Origin of the sequence: Pseudomonas sp. B21-017, from assembly GCF_024749245.1 — a bacterium.
GTDB lineage: Bacteria > Pseudomonadota > Gammaproteobacteria > Pseudomonadales > Pseudomonadaceae > Aquipseudomonas.
Genome location: NZ_CP087194.1, coordinates 3,285,468 through 3,309,769 on the forward strand (window position 1 = coordinate 3,285,468; position 24,302 = coordinate 3,309,769).

The following is a 24,302-nucleotide window of genomic DNA, read 5'->3' on the forward strand; positions in this document are numbered from 1 at the left end:
TCCCCGCTCGTGCTTACCTTTGCCTGCGTGGCTTAATGGTTTTGGCTGCTACTTGCCCTCCACGCCTGGTAAGGTCGATGCCGGTTACCTTTATGCCCTCAGCGTTAGGGTATACCAGTCCATCAAGGTTGGCCCGACTCGTCACTGTCATCGTTGTCGGAAATCCGCCAGTTACCCGTTAAGGGAATGACTGCACTATGTTGATACCTCCCGAATGGCGATTTTGCGTCGCGAGGAGGAAGCTGGAATGAATGTTTCCGCTCCAGCAACTCTGGAAAGCGCTTAAAGACCGTTAGGTGGTGCAAGGGGATGGTTTGAATGTAGGCAAAGAGATTGCCGAGGTTGATGCTGACGCTAGGGTTTCCGGGAGCTAGAAATTCATCGCTCAGTACATGCGAAAGATTCCACTCGATCGAATCGATATCAATGTCAGGGCGGGCTTCAGTCCAGGACAATGCTAGCTGTTTGGCGTGGTGGTAGCTGCGGTAGCCAAGACCTTTAGCGAGAAGTTCCAATGCTTGGGTATGCATGATCGGTTTTAAGCCAGGCCAGGTTTTGAAGAGGAAGCGAGCGGCTTTCTTCATACCTGTATGGCGTTCAAGATCAGCGGGGAAAATGGGAAGGATCATCGCAAGCTCCGGTCGTTAGCGGTGTCGGCTGCCCGCGAATGACGACTGTCGATTGCGTGAAAAAATGGGGGGTGTAACACCTGTGACTAGGTCTTTGCGTGCCGACCGCGCGATCCAGGTAATCGCTTGGTTGGCATGCTACTGTTGCCTGGCACCTGGGTCAATACGAGGAGCGAATGTCACTGTAATCAAGTGAGTAAGCCGCCGCCAATGGTGGTAAGTTCCGGAGCGTGATGAAGCATCGACGCGACATAGCCTTGGTGCTAATCGGATTCTGGCGGGGGGGTTCGCGGTGACGAGCTTGCAAAACTTCAAGTCGAGCACACTCAAGCGGAGGCCGGCGCCGGCATACGTTCTACCTGCCTTACACCAAAAGCGATCGTCAGCACCTGGGGACGACATTCCACACCCCTGCCCTCAAGAAGCTTTGTCCTGCGCAGGCTTACATCAACTGGATCACCTTGGCCGGCATTGCCCATGGGCCTGTGTTCAGAAAGATCGATCGTTGGGGCAAACTTGCTGATAAGGGCATCAACTCCAACAGCTTGATTCCAATGCTACGCCGTATCTTTACACAGGCAGGTGTGCCATCGGACATCTACAGTAGCCACTCGATGCGGCGTGGCTTTGCCACTTGGGCTTCCGCTAATGGTTGGGATATCAAGTCGCTGATGAGCTATGTCGGCTGGAAGGACATCAAGTCAGCGCTGAGGTACGTTGATGCGGGCTCCTCTTTTGGCGGCCTTGCTTTGAAGCCATCAGCGCCCAAAGTGGAAATCCTCTGAAGTCGTCTTACAAGATTTATCTGGCGCAGAGCGCCTAGGCTAGATGCCACCTTGTTCAATCGACGCAGTTTTTAGGTTCTCCCGCCATGGATACAAGAATGCTCACCGCTCAAGAGGTTCACCAGGTACTCCACGATGTTTCTGTCGGTTCACGCTCAATGCGCCGAATCACAGACCACACATGGAACGAGATCTATTGTGGCCTGATGACCGTCGAAGCAGATGGCTGGATGATCACGTTTTTCATTGATTGCGGTGAGCTGGACTACTGCGATAGCTGCTGCAGCCCTGACGACCGAAAGTACGACTTCACCTCAGACATCAACGCCCTTGATCCAGTAGCTCTTCTGAGCCCGGAGGAGCATCGCAAGCTTGAGGAACTGCTCACCGATATCTGATGGCACCTCAAGCAATGCTATTCGTGCGTCAGTCCCTGTTGTCGCCTGTTAGCAAGCCCAGAGATTTACGCAGAGTGGCCTAAGGCACCACTCTGAGTTCAGGGAGGCCTACAACCCGCTCGCTGTCTCTAATAGATCCAGTGGCTCACGCCCCATCGCCTCCATCAGCGCATTGGCAAGCCACACCGCGTCGAGCATGCTGAACGAATAGCACATGAAGTTAAAAATCAGCTCAACTCCCCCCTCTTCAATTGTGTAGACGCTTACCTTTTCAGTTTCGTCGTTCTCTTCTGTCGCGAGCTCAACAACGTAGCCTTCTTCTTCCGTTTCGTGACAGTCGAACTTGCCATCGGCGAAGTAATGCCATTCTCCAGACACTCTTTTTCGATATCTCCTTTCAAGAATGCTTTCGCGATCCGCTGGCGTCGGTACAAACCCTGCAAGATTTCCCACGGTTATGAGTACGGCATCGTAAAGGCAACGCGCGATATCTTCAGCTACGGCGTCGGCAAACCTAAAAGGCATGATGTCTAACTTTAAACTGACATACTGATCAACCTGCCTGGATACTTGGCACGGATACAGTTCGTCAAATTCACGGCCACGCCAGCAGATGAATTCGCGTTCTGCAAAAAACGCTGCCAGTTGCATTTCAGTTTGGTTCACAAAATTCACCATCGCTATGTTCTTAAAAATAACAACGGATGCTTTGAAGAAGAACTTTAGCGAAAGAATGAAATATTTTTTGGGAGGTTAGAGCCTTAAGAATCTGGAATAGGGATACGCGAGGATTGATCGCCAAAAAGTGAGGCCAAGTTCCGAGTCTTTAAGACAAGTCTGACCCTTAGCCGGGCCTGTTGGGCCCGAACAGACGACAATCGATCAATGTGTACAGACCTTGGTTCCTGGTTGCCTCTTTGCCAGGACAAGACTAAATGATCATGGTTGGCATAAAAAGCTCAGGACATTTACCCGCTCTTAAGCAATCATGCTCCCATTAATCTTGGCGTTCAGAGAAAGACATGAATAGGCTCGGACAGTGCATGGCGTGGTTTTGGCGGGACAAGAGGTCTCGATCTGAGCAGACGCGTGAGCGTGCGTTTATCGACTCAGTAAACGGGTTGAAGACTTTGAAGGTCACGCCTGACGGCGGTATGTCGATAGATCCCCAGGAGATACGCGACCGTGTAATTGCGAGTCGTCATGCGCTTAAGCATTTCGTTAGGAAAACGTAAGAAAACCTCCCCTAACCGTTCGCCGGGGCAACGGCAATGACTCTGCCTATGCAACTACTCCATTCTCTAGGCGGCCGATGAGGCCGACCACTGCTTGCGTTTCTGCCCTAGTGTGTAGCATTTGCAGTGGAGCTTTCATGGCAAGTCCGCGAGCCGGTCAGATCATCCATTTTCGTACCGCCAACACGCCCACTTCCAGCAACTCAAAAGCGGCATCTAAGACCGTAGTCAGTGAATACAAACGATCGCTTTCAGCGCATGTGAAGCGCGCAGCTTTTGCTCTCCGCGCCAGCGTGGAGCGAGACATGCCGACAGCTTCGAGCACCCTCATCTCTAATCCAGTCTTTCTGGATAGGTGCTCGAGAAAGGAAAACGGCAGGCCATTACGGACGCACTCATGCAGCCTGGAGCCACGACTAGGTAGTCCCAGGCTATCCCATATGCCTGCGGTGGGAGGCGCGCCTGGCCGGTATTCTTCAACGAAAGGCTGCGTCAATTCACCTAAGATAAGTTTGCGTGCCCGTTCGGGGGACTGCTTTCGTGCACCAAGCCTTCGCGCTGGCGCTAGCGTCTCGACTCTGTGGACTACCATCCGCACGTTTCTTGCCGCCGGGCTCCGCGCCCCGCGCCATTCGGGGCCTTAATGAGGCTAACTGTAACGTAACTTTTTCACTTGTAACGTAAGCAACGTTACAGAGCAAAAAGAACGTTACAGACCAATGAATTCAGGCATTTCGTTGAAATGAGGTGTCAGACCAAGCTTGAGGTCGCTTATGACACCTAACGCGTTCCTCTCTGAACAACTTCGAAATCAGGCTCAACCTGCCCACCAATGACAATGCTGTCATGGGTAATGGTAGCTGGAGCGCTGCATGAGGTGGTTAGGTCTATTCATAAAAGTCGTTTGTCGAGACAAAAGAAACCCATGTGCAAAAAAATTGTCCTCGCTGTCAATCATGGCGATCATTTTGAAATCGGCGTGATGAGAAAATACGCGACAAGCTATCCCTGCCTGCTCATATTGGTCTTTCACCGAGATGCGTCAACTCTTGTGAAAGGCTGTCGCATCCCCCATCTGTGAGCGTCAGCGGCTAATTTCATAACCATTGGAGACCGCATTTTAAGATTCCAGAGCTAAGATCTCTCGCACTGCGATGATGCAAGCTATCGGATGCTATCGCTAGGTGGAACCAGAGCCACAGTGCCTGCTTTGCAGTGAACTCCATCATGTAACCGCCAAATACCATCTCAATGGTTTCACCAAATTCAGTCGCTACAAACATGCGGAATGTGGCGTCTTCTCGACTGCGAAATTCAATCCTTGGGTCGGGGTCAACAAACTCACCACCAGCAATAAACAAGTAATCGGGATCAGGCAAAATCTCTAAGGATCCCTGCCCATCTTCCGGAAACATTGTGCCGCTAGTCCTATCGCTAGCAAAACACTTGAATACGTCTAGATGTTTTTTTGCCTTGGCCGAAGAATCGATAGGCGAGAAAAGTCTAGGTTTAATCTCTTCAATTGCTACGAGCGCATCGAAAATGCACCAGGCGACATCGGCCGCTTGATGCACCGTATAGTACTGTTCGAAATCATCCAATGTCATTCTGATTAACTGGCCTTGTAATGCTATTGATGCTTCGTAAGTGTCACCAGTACGTCCCAGCCAATGGAATTCTTCAAATTCCTCGAACTCCAAGTCACTACCGTATTCAAGATCGCAAACATTCTGTGAGTAGCTCATCACGCATCTCGCTTCGACAATCGTATTTATGCTTAATAAAAGCAACGGATTAAAATGAGCAAAACTTTAGCGTGGAGGCAAAATAAAAGTTCTCCCATCTTAAATTCAATACGTGGTTTCAATTTGAGAAAAATCGTTGTGACCACCCTTCCCCACAGACATAACCACGACCTCACGCAACCATTACTGAGCGGTTGTCACTCTGTTGAGCTCAAAACGGGCATCCGTTAATGACCCCAAAATGGGACATTAAGTGTCAAAAGCGAGGTTAATGTCCCTTTTTGGGGTCTTTAAAAGGGGCGATGATAAATCACCTGACATCCCGTTACGGCAAAAAAATCTTCTATCGCGCTCAAGGTTTTTCAAAACGATCCGTTTTTCATCTGTACGTACACAGTGAGAAATCAGCATTGAGCCTATCAACGATTGCATTCATCCAGTGCCTGCAGAGCGCTATTCCGTTTTCCAAGACGACCCAAGGCAATCGCCAACGGAGATCGTGGGAGCGACTGATCGATTACATCGAATCATCCGCCTCCCTTGCTGAGTTTGACAAAGCTGTGGCTCGGGCGGAGGGGTATGCTCAAGCACTGGTAGATAGTGAACAGATCGACACCAAGTCCCCTGAGCGTGACTTGTTGATCATCGTGACGGTGGATGAATGGCGACTGCACCGCATTCAGTCGAACATTCCGACCAGCCTTTAACACTCCCCCTTCCTAAAGGATATCCATGCCCACCGTATTTCCGCGCTACTGCAATGACGAAATTTTAGATACCAGTATCCAAATGCCCCAGCGAATTCTGGACACATCGACTCATCAGTTTCCGATTGATGTTCTCGCCCGGCGCTTTGAGAAGTACCTGGCAGACCCATCGTCTGTCCACGATAACTACCCATGGGCTGTGCGGTTTGTTATGGGTTTTCCTGTTTCATCATGGCAGCGTGAACTTGTATGGAATGCGGGGCAGCAGTCTCGATTCATCGTTGCTGTGTGGGTGGGGGCCGATTTGGGGAGCTATCTCACTAACGAGTGGTGCGGTTCTTCTGGTGGGCGCATGGCTATGGCCGAGAACAGCGAGATCCTGATTGATGGCCAGCAACGTCTGCATAGTCTGGAGGAGTATTTTCTTGATCGTTTGGCTGTCCCTGATGCCTAGGGTCTGGTCTGAGATTGGTAATGGCGAGCGCAAGCGGTTCTTTTCTACGATATTCACCCATTCCCAAGTATCCTCTGGTGACGAGGTAGCGCTGCGCAAGACTTATGATCTTTGCGCTTCAGGTGTAACGCCTCGGACGCACGGTCAGCGCGCGGCTCGATAAGCTTCGGATGTTCGATTGTTGGGGCATGCCCCTTTGGGGATGGCTGTCGTAAACCAAGCCCTGCCTGTCGACAGGTCTTGGCCCTTCGGGCTTCCATCCTCATGCTCTTCGACCATCCTGGTCTGCGCGCTCCGCTTCCACGATTACCCAGCCACTTCCAATCAGGGGTCAAAAGCAAGCAGCGCGTTTATTAGCCTAACGGCACATTGATTGAGCTTCTTGGAATCGCTTCGCACGTTACAGGAAACCTGAAGCCTCTTAGAAGAACATGCCTGCTAGGTAGATGACTTCCAGTGTATCTGGAACCAGACGGAGGGGGCTCCTAGCGTAAGCGTACGCCGAACACATCTTGCGTGATTAAGCGGATGCCCACCTAAGCGTAAGCATCTAATCAGTACATTTTTTGATTATTATTTCTGGCACTTTTCAAAGCGAATATCACCTTCTGGTAAGTTCTCCACGGGCTGCCAGCCGAGGCTTCGATAGAAGCCACTCGCACGGCTAGCCTCAGCTGTTTCTAGCCAGATCGTCTGGTGGTGTTGAAATAGGAAAGCCTCTGCTTTATCCATCAGTCTGCGCCCCAATCCGTTCCCCTCGAATTCGGGTAGAACGAAAGCGGCAAACACACATCCGTCCTCGACATCGGCCATAGAAAAGCCTACAGGGGCACCATTGACCTCGGCGACCCAAGCGCATGGGGCCTCTAGAATTGCCTGTCGTATAGTTCTGGGAGTAATCCCCATTTCCGCTAGCTGATCAAGGGATAAGTGATTTTCGTGAACGCTGGTTCGAATATCAAAAATGGCATCGATATCCGCTAGGTTGGCGAGTCTGATTGTTTTTTCCATGACGTACTCCTTTATATTCCATCCATATGATGGAAAGTATCCTTACATATCTGGCGCAATCAACGGTGGCCCCATTTGTACGGCAGTAACTCCGTAATCTCACTCGCCCGCTGCGTCGGCAGCCGTGTCAGCACGTCTTTGAGATAGGCATACGGATCATGACCGTTCATGCGTGCCGACTGGATCAGACTCATGATCGCCGCTGCCCGTTTGCCACTGCGAAGCGATCCGGCAAACAACCAGTTTGAGCGTCCAAGTGCCCATGGCCGGATCTGGTTTTCGACCTGGTTGTTGTCGATGGGCACAGCCCCGTCCTCCAGGTAGCGCGTCAGCGCTACCCAGCGTTTAAGGCTGTAATCCAGGGCTTTGGCCGTTGCTGATCCGTTGGGCACCAGATCACGCTGGGCCAACATCCAGTCATGCAGCGTTTTGATGATTGGGGCTGCCTTTTCCTGGCGTATTCGCCAACGATCCTCATCGCACATGTCCCGAGCTTGGCGTTCAACTTCGTACAAGCCACCAATCGAGTACAGCGCTTGTTCAGCCAGCTGGCTTTTGTTCGCCACATGCAGATCGAAAAACTTGCGACGGGCGTGGGCCATGCAGCCAATTTCGATGATGCCTTTCTCGAAACCGGCTTTGTAGCCAGCGAAATCGTCGCATACCAGCTTGCCGTTCCACTGCCCAAGGAAGTTGCGCGCATGCTCGCCTGCACGACTGGGACTGAAGTCATAAACCACAGCCTTGAGCGCCGAAAACGGCGTGGTGCTGTAGGCCCAGACGTAAGCGCGGTGAGTTTTCTTCTCGCCTGGCGCGAGCATCTGAACCGGAGTCTCATCGGCGTGGATCACGCCCTGGGCCAACACTTGTACACGCAGGGCATCGACCAGAGGCTGGAGTTGTACGCCGCTCTGTCCGACCCATTGCGCCAGTGTCGAGCGAGCAATCGCCAGCCCGGCCCGAGCAAAAATCTTCTCCTGCCGGTACAGCGGTAAATGGTCGGCGAACTTCGCCACCATCACATGGGCCAACAGGCCTGCGGTCGGGATGCCCTTGTCGATCACTTGGGCCGGTACAGGCGCCTGGATCAGTGTTTCGCACTGGCGGCAGGCCCATTTTCCACGCACATGCTGCTCGACGGTGAACACGCCGGGTGTGTAGTCGAGTTTCTCGCTGACGTCTTCGCCAATGCGCTGAAGTTGGCAGCCGCAGACGCACTGGGTGTTTTCTGGCTAGTGACGGATCACTGTACGTGGGAACTGCGGCGGCAGCGGCGCACGCTTGGGTGTCTGACGTAGCTCGTCCGGTGCAGGTGGCGGATTGACCGCCTTCAGCTCGGCCTCGATGGCCGCGATATCAGTGTCGAGCAGGTCGTCGAGCAAGCTACCTTGGTCAGGGCTTAGCTGTTCGCTGCGTTTGGCGAACTTGTGTCGCTTGAGGATGGCGATCTCATGAGCGAGTTGCTCGTTGACCGTTTCAAGGCGGTGGATTTTCTGGCCCATCGAGTCGACCTGGTGCAGCAACTGTAAGGCCTGTTCGGCCAAGGCACGTAGCTGTTCCGGTGTCATTTGATCGAGATTGGGCGAGGAAGTCATGCCGCTGATTGTGCCAGAGCCGGAAGTCAGCAGCGATAAACCGATGGGTTAATGGCAGGCGTTACAACACTGTGATCAAGCCGCCAGCACCGACCCGTTGCCATGGTAAGCCCAGTACCAAAGCCTGAAGTTGCTCGTTATCGAGTTCGACCTCCGATCCGTGCCGAATGCCGGGCCAGTGAAACTTGCCTTGATTCAATCGTCGCGCCGCCAGCCAGATACCCACGCCGTCATGCACCAGAACTTTCATCCGATTGGCGCGGCGATTGGCGAACAGATAAGCGCAGTGCGGCTTCGCCGCACCGAACACGGCAATGACCCGGGCTAACGCCGTTTCGGTGCCGGCGCGCATGTCCATCGGTTCGGTGGCGAGCCAGATCGCATCGATTCGAATCACCGCAACAGGTCTCGCAGAAAGGAGGCACAGGCGGCAGCGCTTTCGGTCGGCCAGTTCACTTTGACGGTGCCACGCGAGTGCTGGATTTCAACGCAGATGCTCGATGACGGAGCCTGGGAATGCCCTCCGGCGAGCTGCAAAGGTAGCGGAATGAAAGCAGGTTGCAGCTCCGTGGCTTTGTTCGTTTGTACCCGAATCCATTTATGGACGAGGTTCGCGTTAAGGCTGTGGTGCTGCGCGACGCTGGCAATCGACGCGCCGGGCTGAGCGCACTCTTGGACTACCTGGGCCTTGAAGGATTTGGAATAGGATCGGCGTTGTGGCTGCATGGAAAGACCCGCTTAAAAGGCTAGAAATGGTGTCCACCTAAAATAGGTGGACACCATCGCCTTTGGCGTCGTGGTCAGGAAGGTGAGTTGGCCGGACGCTTACCTCCTAGCAACGAATGCCCCCCTATTAAATTTTCAAATTTCTAAGCACCTGAGTCACTTGGGGGGGGCTCGATGCCAGTGAGAGCTCAATCAGTTCTATGCGATAAGCATCGCGATTCGTGATAAAGCGCACACACATCGCGCCGATTGAAATTGATAGGAGGAATGCCATCAACACCGTGATGATTTTGGTGGATGCAGGACTGTCCAGGCTGGTCGAAAATAGAGATGACCAATTACCTTGAGTAAGCATGTTGCCCAGCGTGAAATTGAGGATCAAGAGAGAGAACACGGCAAATTTTTTGCCGTCAGCTTCAATAAAGTAACCCAAGCGTCGCTCGAGCCTTTTGATCTTAAGCTCCAAGTAATGTTTAGCGCTTTTGAGGTCATCCACCTCGTAGCACCTCAGCTGGGCCACCAAGTCCTGATCATGGTCAATTTCGGCATCCCTGAGAATGCGTGAGCGTTCCTTCCACATCCGGATGCCGCACACCATGAGAATGGGTGGGCATAGCAAAGACAGCGTTGCAATCAATTGGGACAGCACTGCGCTCCATACGGCTAGCGTGACCCAGCCGCTCGACAGTGGAAAGATAAGCTTGTGCCAAATTGCGAGCACTATGAGCACGAAGAACGGTACTGAGGCAGCAATGATTCCATATTTGGAAATTCGATCTACGATGAGTTCAAATTTGGTCAAGGCTGTCCGGGGCCGGTAGGGCTTCATTGCCTCAAGGGTGTTTAGAAGTGCTTTGAGATTCTGCATATATTCTCATTTCAGTGTACGACCGCAATCATGACGGGGTTTCAGCAATGAACGCACCGGGATGCCTGAGAGGGCCTTCGAACCAAGAAGACTGATTCTCATTCCCATGTTTTCGTTAGCCGTCGCCATAGGATATCGGCCAATTCGCCGGCGAGGTTCCGGGCTCAGTGATGTCGTTCACATCTACAGTCTCAGGCTGTTCGGTCGTAAATGCTTCCGGAGCAACCCATCTGTTCGCTTGCTCTAGGAATTCGTAGAAGCAAATCCGCAGAGAGTCTCGATATTCGGTCATATCGCTGAAGTATCGGATAAAATCTTTGTGATCTTGGTCGAGATCTACGGTGTCGTTGGAGAACACCTGCGAAGGCCTATAGGTGTCACTTTCTGGGTGGTTCTCGTACTCCTCCACGAACAACCGAACCTTGTCGGTTATCACCAACCACTGCAAGGCTCTGTCTGCTCCAAGCGGCGATGCGATGGCTAAGGTCTGTCGGAAGTCGGAGAAGCGTGAGTGGGCAGTGAACAGCGCACATTTCAGCTTGAAGTAATCTGGCCGCTCCTTAACCTCCTCAAGGAATGTATCAATCCTCACCTTGGTAAGGATCTTCTCGTCGGCCTGCGTAATGGCCATGGTGTGTGCAAAGAAATGGCGTTTTTCGTATGCTTGTATCACCGACGCTATCAGAAGATTCAATATACGCAGAGCCTTAGCTTCATTCTTGTGTCTAGGCCAAAGGTCAATCAGGACATAGAAGAAGTATGCCGCAATAAGACCCGTGAGAAGGTCTCCAACGACGTCCTCGAACGCATCCGACTGCAACGCAGCAATCAGCCGTGGCCAATCCTTCATGGCAACAGGCACATCGAATTTGATCTTCACTATTAGCAGTAGGGCGAAGGCCATCCAGGCCCCCCAGAACAACCAGAACTCCCTATGACCCTTCAAAAAACTGAACATCCTGATCTCCATGGAAAAGGGCCCCGCAGGGCCCATTTTTACACTCAAGCCGCCTGCATACTAGGGTCAGCCAGCGACTGCCGTTTCGGGCATTTTGAGATGCTCCAGCAACCAAAACGACATTAGCGGATATCGGCATATCGCTATGGCTATAGATAGGATATGGAGATTCAAAGACTGAATTTGTGCCCGCAACCGTCCTTGAGACATTTGTAATTATCGAGAATGCTGTCATCAACGATTTCACCGGCTTTCGAGCCAACTGTCGCTCCGGCAGTACCACCCACTAACGCTCCCAAAACGCTCCCCGCGACTGCCCCAACAGTGGCACCCACAGCAGCACCAACTGGCCCGGCAAACATACCTACAATCGCTCCAGCTTCACCGCCAGCAACTGCACCAGCTGCCGCACCGCCGTAGCCAATAACTCCTCCGGCTACTGCCCCTGCAGCCGTGCCAGCCCGCTTGGCGTAGTTCCGCTTTTCGACATTTGTACCACCACATTTTGGGCATTGACTCATTCTTATTTCCTCAGGTTTAAAATCACCGTGGCTGGGTTGTATCCGCACTTGAACTCCACTGAGACAGTTCAAGATGTGCTTATCGTTTCAACGAATGCAGGAAACCCTGGCTGCACTCTCCAGGAGCGTTCCAGTGATGACCGACATCCGCACGTTCTCCGGCAAGCTAGTGTTCTTCGCGTAATTGTAAACTTGAACAACCAGCGTATCGAACACACCACCATTCTGGGACATCTGATCCATGGTCAGCGCAGCACGTTCGGCATCATCAGAGCCCGTGCCGAGCGAAGTACGCCGATCTTTCCTCTTCTGCTCAGGGCTATTGGCTAATCCCCACGTGTGCAAACGCTATATCGTCATCGTCTAAGTATTCTGGCGAACAGGTGCGAACTCGGCCCTCACGAAGTACGTCTTCTCTTCAGCAACTGCGTCCGCCAAGCCAGCTTGCGCGCTGACTTCTGCCAGCTTTGCTTTGACCGACAACTCTAGGTTTCTGTCAGTAGAAAACGACGTGCTTTCCTTGATTTCCAGTGATGCCGAAAGGCATCCACCATGCTCCCGAGCAAACACCACAGCCTTCCATGATGGCTCATATGAGAGCCAAAAGAAGCTGTCCCTTTCAACCTTGCTATCAACACCCCAAGCCCTTCCGGACAAAGAAAACTCGCGAGTATCGAGGCTACCGGCTTCTCGCTCGGAGCTACTCGAGTAGTTGACACCTCCACCCGCCACTTGCCCCGCCTGCACGGATGCTCCACCACTAACAGTCCTAGTGCTTTTGTCCGATGTTTTTTTTGTGATGGTGATCTTGGTTGCGCCGAGATGAACTAAGAGCTTTATCAGCTCCGACTCTCGCTCTTCTAGCAGTATCGCGTCGTAGCTATCGCTAGGAATGTAGAGGTTTCCATTCTCAGGATTCGGATAGTCCGTTAAGGGATGCTTCCTGTATGCCTTACCTACCACCGGATGGCCCGGCTGGAAACAATAGCCAGCAGCTTTCGCTTGAGAACGCGAAATTGAGTGTTGCTGCACATAGGAAGCAAGGAGACGCGCTTCTTCTAGCTCAGCTGGATCCCCCTCCGGTTTGGCAGTGTGATTCTTAGCGAATAAAGACATCAGGCTAGGTCTACCGAGTACCGCAGACGCTATCAAGGCAGTCGGTAGTGCAAACGGATTCAAAACCGACACCGCTGTTGTAGCGACAGCAGTTGCGATAGCCGCCCCGCCTGGGACTTCGAGCTTCGCTGCAGCACCCGCATCGCGACCAGGCATTGTAAAGTTGGGTTGGTAGGCCATGTCGTCATTTTTTGCAGCGTACGGCACGAACTGCTCTTCTACGATGTAGATCAGATCCAGCATTTAATGCTCCTTAGGCCAGACGCTTTTCAATAGAATTTCGGATGCCTGACGTGCCAGCTAGTCAGGAGGTGCTTTCGCCAGCCATGCGGAGCTTTTCCGCCCGAACTGAACAGTCTTTCCTCTAGCACCGCACCCGTGATGCGCAGGTGGGCAGCAAGCCCATCAATCCAGACGCAGTAATCCTCGTAATCCAAAGCAGAAACACGATCTACTACGCGAATCCTGAGAGCCGCGGGATTCATGCTTTTAGAGCCGGCGCTCACTTGGACTGCTGGCCATCCGTCTTGGTCAGTCAGCGTATGAACACTACGGGCAGTCCACTGATCCAGGATGTAACCATTAGCTTTCGGATAGGCAAAATGGATTAGCTTTGTGAAGTAAGCAGGGCCCATTCCTGGAAGCAGTCCCGCAGTACGCAATTGCATGAATGCATCGTAAGCAGATCGACGTGTGTGTTTTCCATTCCGAAGGTCATCACAGATCTTTATCCAATGAGCCATGTGCACCATCAGCGTTCGCCCATGGCTCGCTCTCATCCCCCCCCAGGCCAGGGTGACAAGGGCGCATACTTCTGTCGGTGCATTCGATGACCAAAGGGAATAAAGGGTTTTACGCGACGGCGCCGCCGCTGGGACGGATACGTGGTGAGCCATCAACGAGCCGACGTTACTAAGCCATTTATTAGGAGACTTACCAACCCAAGGAATAAGTGGGGTGCTGTAGCTGCTGAGGAAAATGGAGAGCTCTGTGTGGACAATTGGGAAACGCATGCTTCGATCCGTATTCAGTTACCAGTAGTGGCAAAATATTTTTACCAATGCATTCCTATTCAGAACCTGCTGAGATTGGGCGTGATCGGAATGACTCCGCTACGATCAATTATGAGGCAGCTGATGACATCTGCCACATCTGGCCTCCCCCGTTCAAAACTCGTCTTCGGCAAGGTTGTATGTCGTCATGTTGCCGTTGTGGACTTTATACAGGGTGAGTGTGAGGTCGCTGTACTGCGTGCCCCCGGACGTCTTTTTCTCCTCAAGCGTGAATTGCTCAGAGCGCGACAGGTAGCCGGCGACAAGATCTCTATAGCGCACATCATAGCTACCAGGCGTGACTGCTTTGATCGTGAAACGCCCGTGTGCGGGAATGAACACAAAGCGAGCTGGCTTGGCGTAGTTTCCGGTTAGAGATACGAGCTTTACAAAGACGTCTGAACTGTTTTGCCCATTGTCGATGGTGACAGTAGAAAGCCCGTTGGAATTGGTTTGAGGGTAACCCTTCACATAAGACGCCTGGGTTGGCCACGGTTGCCCATTTGGCGCCTTTGCAGGTCGCGTCCAAGCTCGCTTAGCAGTAGTGCCGGCATTCGTGGTGGACGCTTGAGCTATAGGTTGGCGAGTTGTGACTGTCCCAACAGCGTTTGATGCGGGTAGTCCAGTGGGCGAAGTCAGCTTGCCTTGATCGCCATTCGCAGTAACTTCAGATAGGTATGGCTTTGGGCCTCGAGGTGGCGAATAAGTGTGCGTCTGCGCGTTCATCACCGCTGAGGTAATGCCGGTGACAACCACAGCAACGACAGCTAACTGCACAAAAAACCGACGCTGCGTAAGTCTCCAAGCATTCCTGAGGCGGACACTGTCGCCGCCGAGTGCGGTTAAAAAAGCTTCAATAGTTGCACGTAACTTGGCTCCTTCATCATCGATGTATCCACCGCCGGACTTTTTCTTACGGGGGATTTTTTGCGCCAAGCTAAGCGCGTCCATGGCGACCGCGCGTGCCATATCTGGACGGCCTGAGGCCGCGAAATACCATGCCTGATGTGCAGCCAATCGTGCGTTAGGTAATACGGGCTGATTCCCTCCGAGCAAATTCACCCAAAGGGCATGGATGGAATAGATTGGGCCCCACGGAACACCCCACCAACCCAAAGCCCAGGTAATCGCAGATGCTTGAAGTGCCTTCTTTTCGGCGCAAGGGCTACAAAAAATCCCTTGGCTCATTGAACGTAGAGTGAAAACCAAAAAGCTCTTGGCTTTCAAAAAGATCACGTACCGAGGCTGTGCAGATACTTTGCCGCAACATGAGCAGACGATCGGCTCGGGAGCCTCGAACGTTTCGGCCGAGCCCTCCTCGGCCGTCTCTACTGATATCGTGTCATATTCAGCTCGAGACTCTGGTTCACTCAGTACGGCGTAGGCTTCATTGAGATGCTGAAATTGGCTGGTAGCGCCAGCTGACGTGTTGCGATCTGGGTGTAGCTCCATCGCCCGTCTGCGATAAGCAGCTTTGATCGATGCACCATCAGCTTCGGTATCTACTCCAAGAATGGCGTAGAAACCCTTAGGATCCTTGCTACCCATCACGCTACGTCCCTGTCTTTTTTAGCTTTTTCTTAGGTCTGGGTTGGCCATCGACAACACACACGAAAATCAATGTCCTTTACGTCGTGCCGTGTCCAGCTTTTTATTTTGAACGAAATAGATTCAACATGATTTTAGGGCATATCGCCACTATGCAGAAGGATCAAATTTGTTCGGACGCACGCTCCTATTTTTTTAATCGGAAAGTGTGTTGATCCGTTGCCTGCTTTGAATGCAGTCGAATGATCCATGGCTACCCTCCTCCCCCAATGCCGCAGTCGACGACAGTTTCGACATTGTCGCTGGATGATTACGCCAGCGAAGGCACAAGTGATAGGTCATTAGCGGTTTCGGCATCTTGCGAACTCGGCTGGAAGCCTTGAACGTTCTGTATGGTTTGTAGAATCTGAGGGACGATATGGGACGGGTCTAGCAAGCATTGCATGTTGTTGGCGACGTTATCTCGATAGAGATGGCTATGCCATTGGAAGGCCTTCCAATGCCGCGGAAAAATATGTGGAAGCTCCTGCATTGACTCCGCCTGCTGCTCAATACTTCCCATACCACCGCTGGTGACAGGCACAAAACCATAATGTAAGGCGTCCGACGCGACCTCGACTCTGAACAGCATGTTCTCGACACCGATGTTGAAAAAAAGGCCTACGTGCTTCACCTTCAACCTGCCGGCCATGAACCACTTCGAGCAATTTTCTTCATTTAATTCCAGGCCAGGAAATCCAGTAGGTGACGGCGCCCGTGGGTGGACGCTCGCAATCTCGCTTTGAATTGCCTGGAAGAAGCGGAACAAAACTGCTCCCTTTGCATAGGGAAGTGCTTCAGCGATGGCATCAGCCGACTTGAAGCTTTGATCGTCACTGCATAACAGCTCGATTAGAGTATTTCTGGCCTTCTGCGTCATTGTCATTCCTGAGATTTTTCGAACTAGGTTTCGGTACTGGATCAATGCGTGATGAAGGGCCGGTGTGTCAGTGCAGGATTCGAGACACAGATCGAGCCACTCAAGGATGTGCTCACGATAGGAAATCCGTTGGTAGTCGACCCCTTGATGACTACGTTCGTGAGCATCAGTACCTTTTTTGGTCAAGTACAAGAGATTCCAACTCTTGCCAGACGCCATGCCGATGTCGGCGTACTGCTTCAGCTGCCAGTTCCCGTCCTCAGCGTCGATTTTGTTTTCAATCAGGATGAGGTGACTTCGTAAGTGAATGACAATATCTACCCGGCCCCGACCACCACCAAACGTCTGCTCTTTTCGAACTTGCGCATTGTCCAAGGAGCTCTCGTGCTCAAGCTCAATAGTGGACAGAAAATGCGCAAGGAATACTGGGCCTTTTCCGTGACTACCTCGCGGATTGAGTAATTCCGCGATCATGGCTGAGTGCGTAGCGACCTCTGCCCGCTCAATTTTCGTGATCACGAAAATGTTAAATGTTTCGCCTGTGGCTGCGAGGTTCGCCTGACTCTCCTTCACTAGGTAGCCGGCTCGCTCCAAAAGCGATTGCGTGTTCGGTAGGTTTTGCATGTGCTGGGCGCACTCCGTTGCTCTGTAGATGACGTTTTAAGGGGTTTGCCATACGACGCCCAAGGTGCTCATGATGCAAAATGCTGCACTACCTCCTCCGTTGTAACCCACGGAAGAAAAGTAGAGCAGGCATGTCGTCTCCTTGAAAGGTACGCTAAAGCTTCAGGTGTCGGCGAAAAACCAAGTAACTTTTTGATTCTGAATCAGCGGCTCAGGCGGCGGGTTATCGAAAGGCTGGCAACTGTGCTATGAAATGAATACACGCATAGCGCTAGGCCTCCCCAAAAACTTTAGAAAAATCGGCCTCCACTGAGGCGCCCAGACACTTGGAGCCTTCGTGAAGGAAATACTCAGACTTGAGCAGTAAAGCAGGCCTCGCGAAAAATAGAGAGGACTTAATGTGCTGAGTTGGCACCTACGTCTGATAGACACCGTTACGCACAAACGTACCTGGCTTCGCGAAAACCATTTGCTCTAAGCCACCACCCAGCAGTGCACATGAGGCCAGAATGGAAGCATCCGTTATCGAGGACTTACTCACCGAATTTCAGATCTGGTACGACCTAGATCTCAAAGCGAAGCAAAAGTACCAAGCACAGCTAGCGCCGGACTTTCGACTGATAGACTTTCTTCAACGTGACGAAAATGCGCTTTCATCGTATCTCAGCCTCCTGCTCGACCCGGTTGGCCCACATGGACAGGGCGATGTATACCTAGCCAAATTTCTTGCCCTACTTCCCGAATCCAGCTTTCAACCGGCCACGGCGGATCACGTAAGCAGCCACACCGAGTTCAGGCTACCAAGCAATAGACGTTTGGATCTCTACCTACGATTTCGCACAGGCGGCCTAGCCATTGAAAACAAGCCTTGGGCGACTGATCAGAAGAAGCAGGTCTATGACTACGCAACATACCTGGATAGTCAGCATCTAGACGGACGATGGACGCTGATATATCTCTCCAACGGAGAAATATCCGAGCATAGCCTGCCCAAGCACGCGCCCGCTCATCTAGCGGATCGAGTTGTCAGCTTGGATTTTTTCCGGCTAGCTGGATGGCTGGACGAATGCGCGGTGCTCACCCGAGCTGCATCCGTGCGCCTGTTTGTTGAGACAGTCGCGCAATTTATTCGTGAACAGGTCAATGGAGAAATGCAGTTGGACAACGGTCACGAGCTTACCGAGTTGATGCTGCGAAATGAAAAAAACCTGAGGGGAGCTTTTTATATCTCTCAGCACCTGCACGAGGTCAAGCGCCAGCTATGGCGGGATTTTGCTGATCACTTGCGTGGCGAACTCAATGCATTAGGCGCCGAGTTGGTCTTTGACGAGGAGTTGATTGATGGTGCTGCTCATAATGTGATTGGAGTTCGTTTGAATCCTGCTGACCGATGTGGGCCTAGCTGGGCGTTCAATAAACGAAACCATGAAGGATTATATTTCGGTATCTGTGCCTTTAGCGAGGCTGACACCAAGAGGATTGACTCCGGAAAAATCAAACGAGCGATGGACAAGCTCTGCGATTTCCCTGGACGCACTACCGTTTGGTGGCCATGGTGGACATTCGACTCCAGGGCCTTCACTTCCCATCCAGTCCCGTCGAACTGGGTCAACAACGCAGACGCTTGGCTGGGACTCCAAGACAAAAGCCACGAAGGGTTCGCAGCCATAATCATCGGAACGGTCAAGCGTATGCAGAGCGATTTCGATATTAGCTTACTGCAAGGCCGTTGAGATTCGGCCACCCGAAGCCAACTCATAAGCTATGGAGACCACACGTGAAAAAGCCACCTATGAAAATCATGATCGAAGAATAGGATGGTGACGGCGCGATTCGAATTCCCGATGAGGCGTTGCAGGAGCTGGAGCTTGATGTTGGCGACACGCTGTATTTGATAGAGGAATTTGTCGGTAACACGCGATGCCTAGTCCTATCAAAAACGGCTCAAATCGCGGATCGAATAGACGAGCTCACTGAAGCCTGGGATAGCGAACAGCACGGTAGCGCTGATGCCACATGAGGAGTCAAAGAAAGGCCGGTTGCGACTCGGTATTAGGCCTTAATGTTGCTCGCCTCTAGCAGACCAATTTTCATCAGTTTTAGCATTTAGCCCGCAGGCCCGAAAGCTTCGGTGTAACGTAATTTTGTGCATCGTAACAATCGCAGGGTTACCATCAGAAAAGTGCGTTACGAGCCAATAAATGCAGCGCCAAGAGCTCAAAACGTCGTTCAACTCCGTCTACGTAGCTGGTTAGCTGATACCTCAATATTGGGCTCTGCCCTTTCGAAAGACCTAAGCCAAGCCGGGCGTTGCCCGAAGGGGCGAATGCAACAATCAACATCAGGTGCTACTGCTGAGCGACGCCCGTGACGAAACTCAGACGACCACTCCCCTCTCCAGTCGACCGATAAGATCCAAGACAGCATTCGTTTCTACCCTCGTCCCCAACATGTCGAGTGGGCGCCTTGATCCAAGCCCACGACCCCGGGAGTTCATCCATTTCTTCGCGGCGACGGCATCGTTCTCGAATAGGGAAAGGGACGCTTCGTACACAGCTATTAATGCGACCAGGCGATCACTTTCAGCGGTGTTCAAGCGACCAGTTTTCGCCCTTCGCGTCAACATAGCTGGTGACATGCAAAGAGCATTGGAGATATCCGCTCGCTGCATCTGCAAACGCATCGCTACCTCATCAAGAAGCTCAAAAGAAAGACCCACGTGAATGAGGTCATGGAGCCTTGTTCCGCGTGAAGGCAATCCAAGGGCTTCCCAAATGCTCCCAGAGACTGATGGGCTAGGTTGGTATTCGAAATTCATTTCTCAAATCCATCTGCGCCTGGCGGAGTGGTGAAAAAGCGTTGTCGGTACAGGCACTCTCTCGCAGTGTACTCGTGGAAGGTACGAGAACGAGCATCTCTATGATAGTCACGCTACGTGTCGATTGGTCACGCTTCGATTAAAATCGGTCAGGATGTTGATCTCAGCGTCAGGAGAGAGCGTACCGCCCTCATACCTGTCACCGAGAGATAGGCGACGCTAGAAATGTGGCGTCCATCGTTAGGGAGATGCTTGGCTGATTAGAGCTCGGAGGCCCGAAGACGCCATAACAACATTGCGCTGAGATTCTGTCGCTCGACAGCACTGATGGAACGTCTCAAACAACTCCCTCTAGCAGATCCTACATTTGGGCGAAAGCTGATCTGGGCGATCGGTAAGGATGGCCATTTTGTAGTCGAGTAATGCTCAGCACCTGCATATACCACATAGTAATTTTCAACCGCGAGCTCGTGCTCTCCATCCGACATTTGCCAGAGAAACTTCTTGCGTGCCATGCAGCGACCAATGGACTGAGCATCGATGCCGCTCTCCTCGTGAAGCTCATTGGGCGCCGAGGAAGCCAACGTGGCGCAGGTAATAAGCGCCCGGCACCGGGTTATTGGTAGCGCTGGGGATAGAAGGAAGCGGAAATTTTCTTGTAGCTGCCCTTGGCTACCTGCTCGGCGAACGAGACATCGACCTGTTGCGGCTTGGCGATCAGGCCTTGGGCGGTGGCTGTCAGTGACTTGACCCAACCAGCGGCCGGGGCGTCATGCTGGGGGTGCCCGATGACCATTGGAGCTTCGTGCAGAGCCGGGTCATACGCTCTCACAGTCGCGGCCAGATCGGACTGGTGTGCGTGCCGGGTTTGAAGATGTGCAGTGGTTTCATTGCTTTGCGCTGCGTGGAGGTGATGCGCACAGCCCGGGCCAATGGGTGGCAACAGGACTTTTAATCGAGATTAAAGAGTCAGGAATTCGGAGCTAACCTACCAACGTTCGCGGGGTGGTAGGCTGGGCGTAAGCTCTTCATTGGTTACAGCTACACGTAAAGGGATCGACAGTGGCCAAATTGACTACACCGCTTGGCGAAAGCAAAAACTCAAGAACTCGGCTGATCAAGATTGTAGAAATAGTTGGAAAGGTTGGATTAAGCGCAGTACCTGTACCGCCACTGGTTTCGGAGGTGGCGAAACTGGGCTTGGAAAAAATCTTCAGCTACGTTCGCCAACGAGATGAGCAACGGATTTTAGAGTTCTATCGGGCATTTCTTTACAGGGACGAATTACCAGATAAAGACATCCTTGATGCGGAAATAGAGGAAAGCAATTTCCACGCCTTGCTAAATGCCTGCGTCTCCGATATCGAGGAAGAAAAAACAGTCCCGTATGCGAATCTCACCCGGTCGATTGCGTTGGGCCGCGTAGATCCCGAACTGCGCCGTCATTTCATACTTACCCTCAGAGACCTGTCCTGGGAGGAGTTGGATCTACTGCGAAGAATTTACGTGGTAACGACGCATCCAGTTATTCCTAAGAGGGGCAAAGACTTTGACGTCTCTCACTTACTTACCTACCACCCCAATCAGATATCTGAAACTCTCGCAGTCTCGAATCTGAAAATCAAGGGAATGGTAGAGGATGACAAACTCTCTAGCGCAGGTAGTAGCTTTGTCACCGCCTGCTCGAATGAGGACGACTTTGAGCCCGGTGTTTACGACTATAAGGTTTGGTCAGGCGATACCTGCTTGATACTGCATCTGAGCGGCAAACGTTTCAGCAACACCGAAAGCGAAATGCTAGCTGCGTCGTTGAAATCAAGCTGTATCCATTCCTATTCGGTGACATCTGTGGGCGGGTTTGAGAGCAGACGGGATGATGCCTTATCTCGCTTGCGCACTAACTGCTGCGTGATCCTAATCGACGAGGATTTCGAGGCCACCCCGACCAGTTTGGAAGCGATTTCAAAAATTGCAGAGACAAGGCCTGTTGTTCAAGTGCTCAACAATCGGGAGGCCATTGATGAAGAACCGCTCGCTCGATTGCCCATGATTAGACTGGAACAGAGTAAAGGCGATTCTTGGCGAGCAGAAACTGTAAATTTGCTCATTCGAGAGATAAACCAGCACGGGAAAGCGAACGAGGCCCAGAAGTAGCGCAGGCCATCGTACTGAGGCGGTTTATAAAGCGTTTACAGCCGTTTTCTGCGGCAAGGTTCAAGCCATGTGGCATGGGGGCAAGTTTGCCCCATTGCTCAACGGCCTCTGCAAAGGGGCGCAGGCTATGCGTGCCGCAGGGCACGCCGCCAGTTGGTTCGGCCGAGCCTTAATGAACGATCTACGTTCGGGGCTTGGCGCTGTCGCCCTTGGCGCCAGTTGGCTCGGCCGGGCCGTGTTGAACGACCTTCGTTCGGCACTTACACAAGTAAGCCCACGGTTCAGGACAAGGCATTTCACAGGGAGCTCGATCAGATGCGTGCGGATGCTGAAGCCGGAGTGATACATAAATCAGTGTGCGAGCCAATGGACGATGGTGAGTCTAGCCTTGCGCTCGATGACTACCCTGGCTTGAAAGAGGCAGGCTCTGCATCAAATCAGTGGTGATGTTTTGGCGCCTGTGCTGCGGTAATCGGTACCTAGCCGCCCTCCTCTTATGCAGCCTGTCGACGCATGGTCAGGATGGCTGCTCCGAAGCAGATGAACGTCGACCCAACTACCCGGCTGACCCACCGGGATAGCTCGGGATAGGTCAACACGCCCTTGGCCCAAGAGACCAGTGCGGCATACAGACTAAGAAACGTCACCGAGCCAATCACGCGAGCTTTATGGCTCCGCCCTGGATATCGTCGCGCGCCATTCGCAAATCATTAGCGTCCTGGTTGAGCCGGTGAATCATGTTGAGCAACCGTTGGCGTAGCACTTCGTCTTGGAGCTGCTCAGCAGCACGCATCACATCAAGCGCCGCGGCCTCATTGTTGGTGGCAACGGCGTCGAGCAGTTTGCGCATGCTTCTTGATGGCCGATTCATCTCCAACCCTCCTAGGTTTCGGTGACGCGAATCATATGGCCGGAATGTTTCGCCAGTGTTTCAGTTGCACGAACTGGTTTTGAATCCCATTCCAGCTGGCCCGCTGGCCCGAACAAGCGACTTCTTCATTGCCCTCTGCGTAGGTCTATCAGACACAGGAAAACGTGATCTCGATGGGTACAGCAGTCAGTCGAAAGGACTTAAGCAAACGGAAGAGTCGATGGGATTAGCCTGATTCAGTCGGCGCGGGATTTCGCTAACGCTGTCGCTGGACTCAAGAATATGCCTGAAGGTTGTCGAGACCGACGGTAAAAAATCGATCTCGACTATAGATCGGCATGACTGCCTATAGCAGCTCGCTTCGACAATATAAGATCCAGACCTTGGTCGAAGCTTGAGCCATCCACCGCAAGTCAGCGTAGAGATTGGCCCCGCTGCCCACCTGTCAATCCTCCCGCGTAAACTTCTCATAAGAGTGAGCATGATAGGAGCACAGCCCTCCTTTATCTTGGTCTTCCTGACGGAGGGGCTCTTCACACATTTCACATTCTGCGTAGTCGAGTTCAGCTGCGCACCAAAGGCACTGCTGATCGAGTATGACGAATGTGCCACGTCCGCATTGGTTGCAGCCTTCCAATGTAGGCTCATCCCCATCACGAGGATCGTAGGCGTGGGCTTTCTCTAAAGCGTCAATCATGAGCGGAGCTATCAGTAGCGAATGGCCACAGGCAATGCAGGTGGCCTGGAATCGCTTATCGTTTGACTCGACAGTATCGCCCGCATCTAGATTTTCCTGCGAAGGAGCCAAGAGGGTGGAGGCACATTCTGGGCACTTGCATTCCTCCAGCCAAGGTTCCATCGCTTCAGGCACACCGGCCTCCGCCCACGCGTCATCGCAGCGCTGCTTGTTATCCACGAAGAAGTTGTGATGCAACAGCATGATTTGCCATGCGTCCCCAAGAATTGCGGCGGGTGACTCCTCCAGTACCGTGTGAATAAAATCCCTTAGCACAGGGAACAGCTCTGCTACAAAGTCGGCGACTTCACCCAGAGTATGTGCCGGATGCAGGTGCTCCAAATGATTGCGGCAGTCCTGTAGCTTGTCGACCACAGTCCAGTCGACCTCGATGCCAAAAGCCTCAAAACGTTTTTTTATAGTGCCAACATCGATGGTAGTGGATTTGAACTTCCCCACAGGTATCCATTTTATTCCTCCATCCCCATCGGAATGCGGCAGAACTTCCGGCGCGTTGAAGATCAGAGCCGCCGCATCGGAGGGGTCATCAGCACAGGTCGCGATCTTATACTTGAACAGGAGTAGCACGCCCGCGAACAGGTTCCGGATAGCAGAGAGCGCGCGAGCTGGATCCCCCTCTCCACCGGCCGCCCGACACCGCTCGAAATCTTCGACACCCAGGCGAATGGAGGTCATCGCATTATCACGTAGTTTGGCTGTATCGAAGCGAGGCATTTGTCGCTGCTGCACCATGGTTTTTTCCTTTCTGAAGGTAATACGACGATGGTATCCCAACTACTTGCAAGCCCAAAAACTATGACATTGGCATGAT

The 24,302-nt window shown here is 52.4% G+C and carries 25 protein-coding genes and 2 pseudogenes; 7 read left to right on the forward strand and 20 right to left on the reverse strand.

Annotated elements, in window-relative coordinates; all coding sequences use genetic code 11:
* Positions 1 to 122: 122 nt before the first annotated feature.
* Positions 123 to 629 (reverse strand): hypothetical protein, encoded by a 507-nt coding sequence (locus LOY28_RS14770; RefSeq protein WP_258611987.1) that lies wholly within the window; start codon positions 627 to 629, stop codon positions 123 to 125.
* A gap of 461 nt (positions 630 to 1,090) precedes the next feature.
* Here LOY28_RS14770 and LOY28_RS14775 point away from each other — a divergent pair, with 461 nt between their 5' ends.
* Both LOY28_RS14775 and LOY28_RS14780 read left to right on the forward strand, forming a co-directional pair.
* Positions 1,091 to 1,414 carry a tyrosine-type recombinase/integrase gene (locus tag LOY28_RS14775; protein ID WP_258611988.1) on the forward strand — a complete coding sequence of 108 codons (324 nt, stop codon included), beginning with the start codon at positions 1,091 to 1,093 and terminating at the stop codon, positions 1,412 to 1,414.
* A gap of 98 nt (positions 1,415 to 1,512) precedes the next feature.
* Positions 1,513 to 1,812 (forward strand): hypothetical protein, encoded by a 300-nt coding sequence (locus tag LOY28_RS14780; RefSeq protein WP_258611989.1) that lies wholly within the window; start codon positions 1,513 to 1,515, stop codon positions 1,810 to 1,812.
* 108 nt (positions 1,813 to 1,920) lie between these two features.
* Here the strand turns inward: LOY28_RS14780 and LOY28_RS14785 are convergent, their stop codons facing one another.
* The 3 genes from LOY28_RS14785 to LOY28_RS14800 form a co-directional block, all read right to left on the reverse strand.
* The gene (locus LOY28_RS14785) at positions 1,921 to 2,478 is read right to left on the reverse strand and encodes a hypothetical protein (protein ID WP_258611990.1); all 558 of its coding nucleotides are present in this window, start codon (positions 2,476 to 2,478) and stop codon (positions 1,921 to 1,923) included.
* Between the two features lie 726 nt (positions 2,479 to 3,204).
* Entirely contained in the window at positions 3,205 to 3,639 is a 435-nt protein-coding gene (locus tag LOY28_RS29930) for an antitoxin Xre-like helix-turn-helix domain-containing protein (RefSeq protein ID WP_309475727.1), read from the reverse strand.
* 505 nt (positions 3,640 to 4,144) lie between these two features.
* Positions 4,145 to 4,792: a hypothetical protein gene (locus LOY28_RS14800; RefSeq protein ID WP_258611993.1), complete on the reverse strand. Its 648-nt coding sequence runs from the start codon at positions 4,790 to 4,792 to the stop codon at positions 4,145 to 4,147.
* A gap of 302 nt (positions 4,793 to 5,094) precedes the next feature.
* On the opposite strand from LOY28_RS14800, the gene LOY28_RS14805 reads away from it, so the two are divergent.
* Positions 5,095 to 5,499: a hypothetical protein gene (locus LOY28_RS14805; protein WP_258611994.1), complete on the forward strand. Its 405-nt coding sequence runs from the start codon at positions 5,095 to 5,097 to the stop codon at positions 5,497 to 5,499.
* Between the two features lie 25 nt (positions 5,500 to 5,524).
* Entirely contained in the window at positions 5,525 to 5,953 is a 429-nt protein-coding gene (locus tag LOY28_RS14810) for a DUF262 domain-containing protein (RefSeq protein WP_258611995.1), read from the forward strand.
* A 573-nt stretch (positions 5,954 to 6,526) separates the two neighbouring features.
* Here LOY28_RS14810 and LOY28_RS14815 read toward each other — a convergent pair.
* The 11 genes and pseudogenes from LOY28_RS14815 to LOY28_RS14860 all read right to left on the reverse strand — a co-directional run bounded on the left by LOY28_RS14815 (position 6,527) and on the right by LOY28_RS14860 (position 16,891).
* Entirely contained in the window at positions 6,527 to 6,964 is a 438-nt protein-coding gene (locus LOY28_RS14815) for a GNAT family N-acetyltransferase (protein WP_258611996.1), read from the reverse strand.
* 59 nt (positions 6,965 to 7,023) lie between these two features.
* A pseudogene (gene tnpC / locus LOY28_RS14820) lies at positions 7,024 to 8,559 on the reverse strand (IS66 family transposase).
* A gap of 61 nt (positions 8,560 to 8,620) precedes the next feature.
* Entirely contained in the window at positions 8,621 to 8,956 is a 336-nt protein-coding gene (tnpB, locus tag LOY28_RS14825) for an IS66 family insertion sequence element accessory protein TnpB (RefSeq protein WP_020352221.1), read from the reverse strand.
* Positions 8,953 to 9,285, reverse strand: coding sequence for an IS66-like element accessory protein TnpA (tnpA, locus tag LOY28_RS30135; RefSeq protein ID WP_408981021.1), 333 nt, complete (start codon positions 9,283 to 9,285; stop codon positions 8,953 to 8,955). The genes tnpB and tnpA overlap by 4 nt, the downstream gene beginning before the upstream one ends.
* A gap of 127 nt (positions 9,286 to 9,412) precedes the next feature.
* Positions 9,413 to 10,153 carry a hypothetical protein gene (locus LOY28_RS14830; protein ID WP_258611997.1) on the reverse strand — a complete coding sequence of 247 codons (741 nt, stop codon included), beginning with the start codon at positions 10,151 to 10,153 and terminating at the stop codon, positions 9,413 to 9,415.
* Between the two features lie 115 nt (positions 10,154 to 10,268).
* Positions 10,269 to 11,111: a hypothetical protein gene (locus tag LOY28_RS14835; RefSeq protein WP_258611998.1), complete on the reverse strand. Its 843-nt coding sequence runs from the start codon at positions 11,109 to 11,111 to the stop codon at positions 10,269 to 10,271.
* 170 nt (positions 11,112 to 11,281) lie between these two features.
* Positions 11,282 to 11,632: a complement resistance protein TraT gene (locus tag LOY28_RS14840; RefSeq protein WP_258611999.1), complete on the reverse strand. Its 351-nt coding sequence runs from the start codon at positions 11,630 to 11,632 to the stop codon at positions 11,282 to 11,284.
* Between the two features lie 363 nt (positions 11,633 to 11,995).
* Positions 11,996 to 12,991, reverse strand: a complete 996-nt coding sequence (locus LOY28_RS14845; RefSeq protein ID WP_258612000.1) for a hypothetical protein — start codon at positions 12,989 to 12,991, stop codon at positions 11,996 to 11,998.
* A gap of 26 nt (positions 12,992 to 13,017) precedes the next feature.
* On the reverse strand, positions 13,018 to 13,761 hold the full coding sequence (locus LOY28_RS14850; protein WP_258612001.1) for a hypothetical protein: 744 nt from the start codon (positions 13,759 to 13,761) through the stop codon (positions 13,018 to 13,020).
* Between the two features lie 153 nt (positions 13,762 to 13,914).
* Positions 13,915 to 15,348 carry a J domain-containing protein gene (locus tag LOY28_RS14855; RefSeq protein ID WP_258612002.1) on the reverse strand — a complete coding sequence of 478 codons (1,434 nt, stop codon included), beginning with the start codon at positions 15,346 to 15,348 and terminating at the stop codon, positions 13,915 to 13,917.
* Positions 15,349 to 15,658: 310 nt separating this feature from the next.
* Positions 15,659 to 16,891, reverse strand: coding sequence for a PD-(D/E)XK nuclease family protein (locus LOY28_RS14860; RefSeq protein ID WP_258612003.1), 1,233 nt, complete (start codon positions 16,889 to 16,891; stop codon positions 15,659 to 15,661).
* A gap of 509 nt (positions 16,892 to 17,400) precedes the next feature.
* Between LOY28_RS14860 and LOY28_RS14865 the strand changes: the two genes are divergently transcribed.
* Together LOY28_RS14865 and LOY28_RS14870 are read left to right on the forward strand one after the other, a co-directional pair.
* Positions 17,401 to 18,624: a PD-(D/E)XK nuclease family protein gene (locus LOY28_RS14865; protein ID WP_258612004.1), complete on the forward strand. Its 1,224-nt coding sequence runs from the start codon at positions 17,401 to 17,403 to the stop codon at positions 18,622 to 18,624.
* A 98-nt stretch (positions 18,625 to 18,722) separates the two neighbouring features.
* On the forward strand, positions 18,723 to 18,911 hold the full coding sequence (locus LOY28_RS14870; RefSeq protein ID WP_258614455.1) for an AbrB/MazE/SpoVT family DNA-binding domain-containing protein: 189 nt from the start codon (positions 18,723 to 18,725) through the stop codon (positions 18,909 to 18,911).
* Between the two features lie 357 nt (positions 18,912 to 19,268).
* On the opposite strand, the gene LOY28_RS14875 is transcribed toward LOY28_RS14870, so the two are convergent.
* A complete protein-coding gene (locus LOY28_RS14875; RefSeq protein WP_258612005.1) occupies positions 19,269 to 19,709 on the reverse strand; it encodes an antitoxin Xre/MbcA/ParS toxin-binding domain-containing protein in 441 nt (146 codons plus the stop codon).
* Positions 19,710 to 20,325: 616 nt separating this feature from the next.
* Complete coding sequence (locus tag LOY28_RS14880; protein WP_258612006.1) at positions 20,326 to 20,505, reverse strand: phage protease; 180 nt, start codon at positions 20,503 to 20,505, stop codon at positions 20,326 to 20,328.
* A 266-nt stretch (positions 20,506 to 20,771) separates the two neighbouring features.
* On the opposite strand from LOY28_RS14880, the gene LOY28_RS14885 reads away from it, so the two are divergent.
* A complete protein-coding gene (locus LOY28_RS14885) occupies positions 20,772 to 21,863 on the forward strand; it encodes a hypothetical protein (RefSeq protein ID WP_258612007.1) in 1,092 nt (363 codons plus the stop codon).
* Positions 21,864 to 22,357: 494 nt separating this feature from the next.
* Here LOY28_RS14885 and LOY28_RS14890 read toward each other — a convergent pair.
* From LOY28_RS14890 to LOY28_RS14900, 3 genes and pseudogenes are all read right to left on the reverse strand, one after another.
* Positions 22,358 to 22,513: pseudogene (locus LOY28_RS14890) on the reverse strand (LysE family translocator); the annotation flags it as partial.
* 5 nt (positions 22,514 to 22,518) lie between these two features.
* Positions 22,519 to 22,734 carry a hypothetical protein gene (locus LOY28_RS14895; protein WP_103393408.1) on the reverse strand — a complete coding sequence of 72 codons (216 nt, stop codon included), beginning with the start codon at positions 22,732 to 22,734 and terminating at the stop codon, positions 22,519 to 22,521.
* Positions 22,735 to 23,179: 445 nt separating this feature from the next.
* Positions 23,180 to 24,223, reverse strand: a complete 1,044-nt coding sequence (locus LOY28_RS14900) for a hypothetical protein (protein WP_258612008.1) — start codon at positions 24,221 to 24,223, stop codon at positions 23,180 to 23,182.
* Between the last annotated feature and the right edge of the window lie 79 nt (positions 24,224 to 24,302).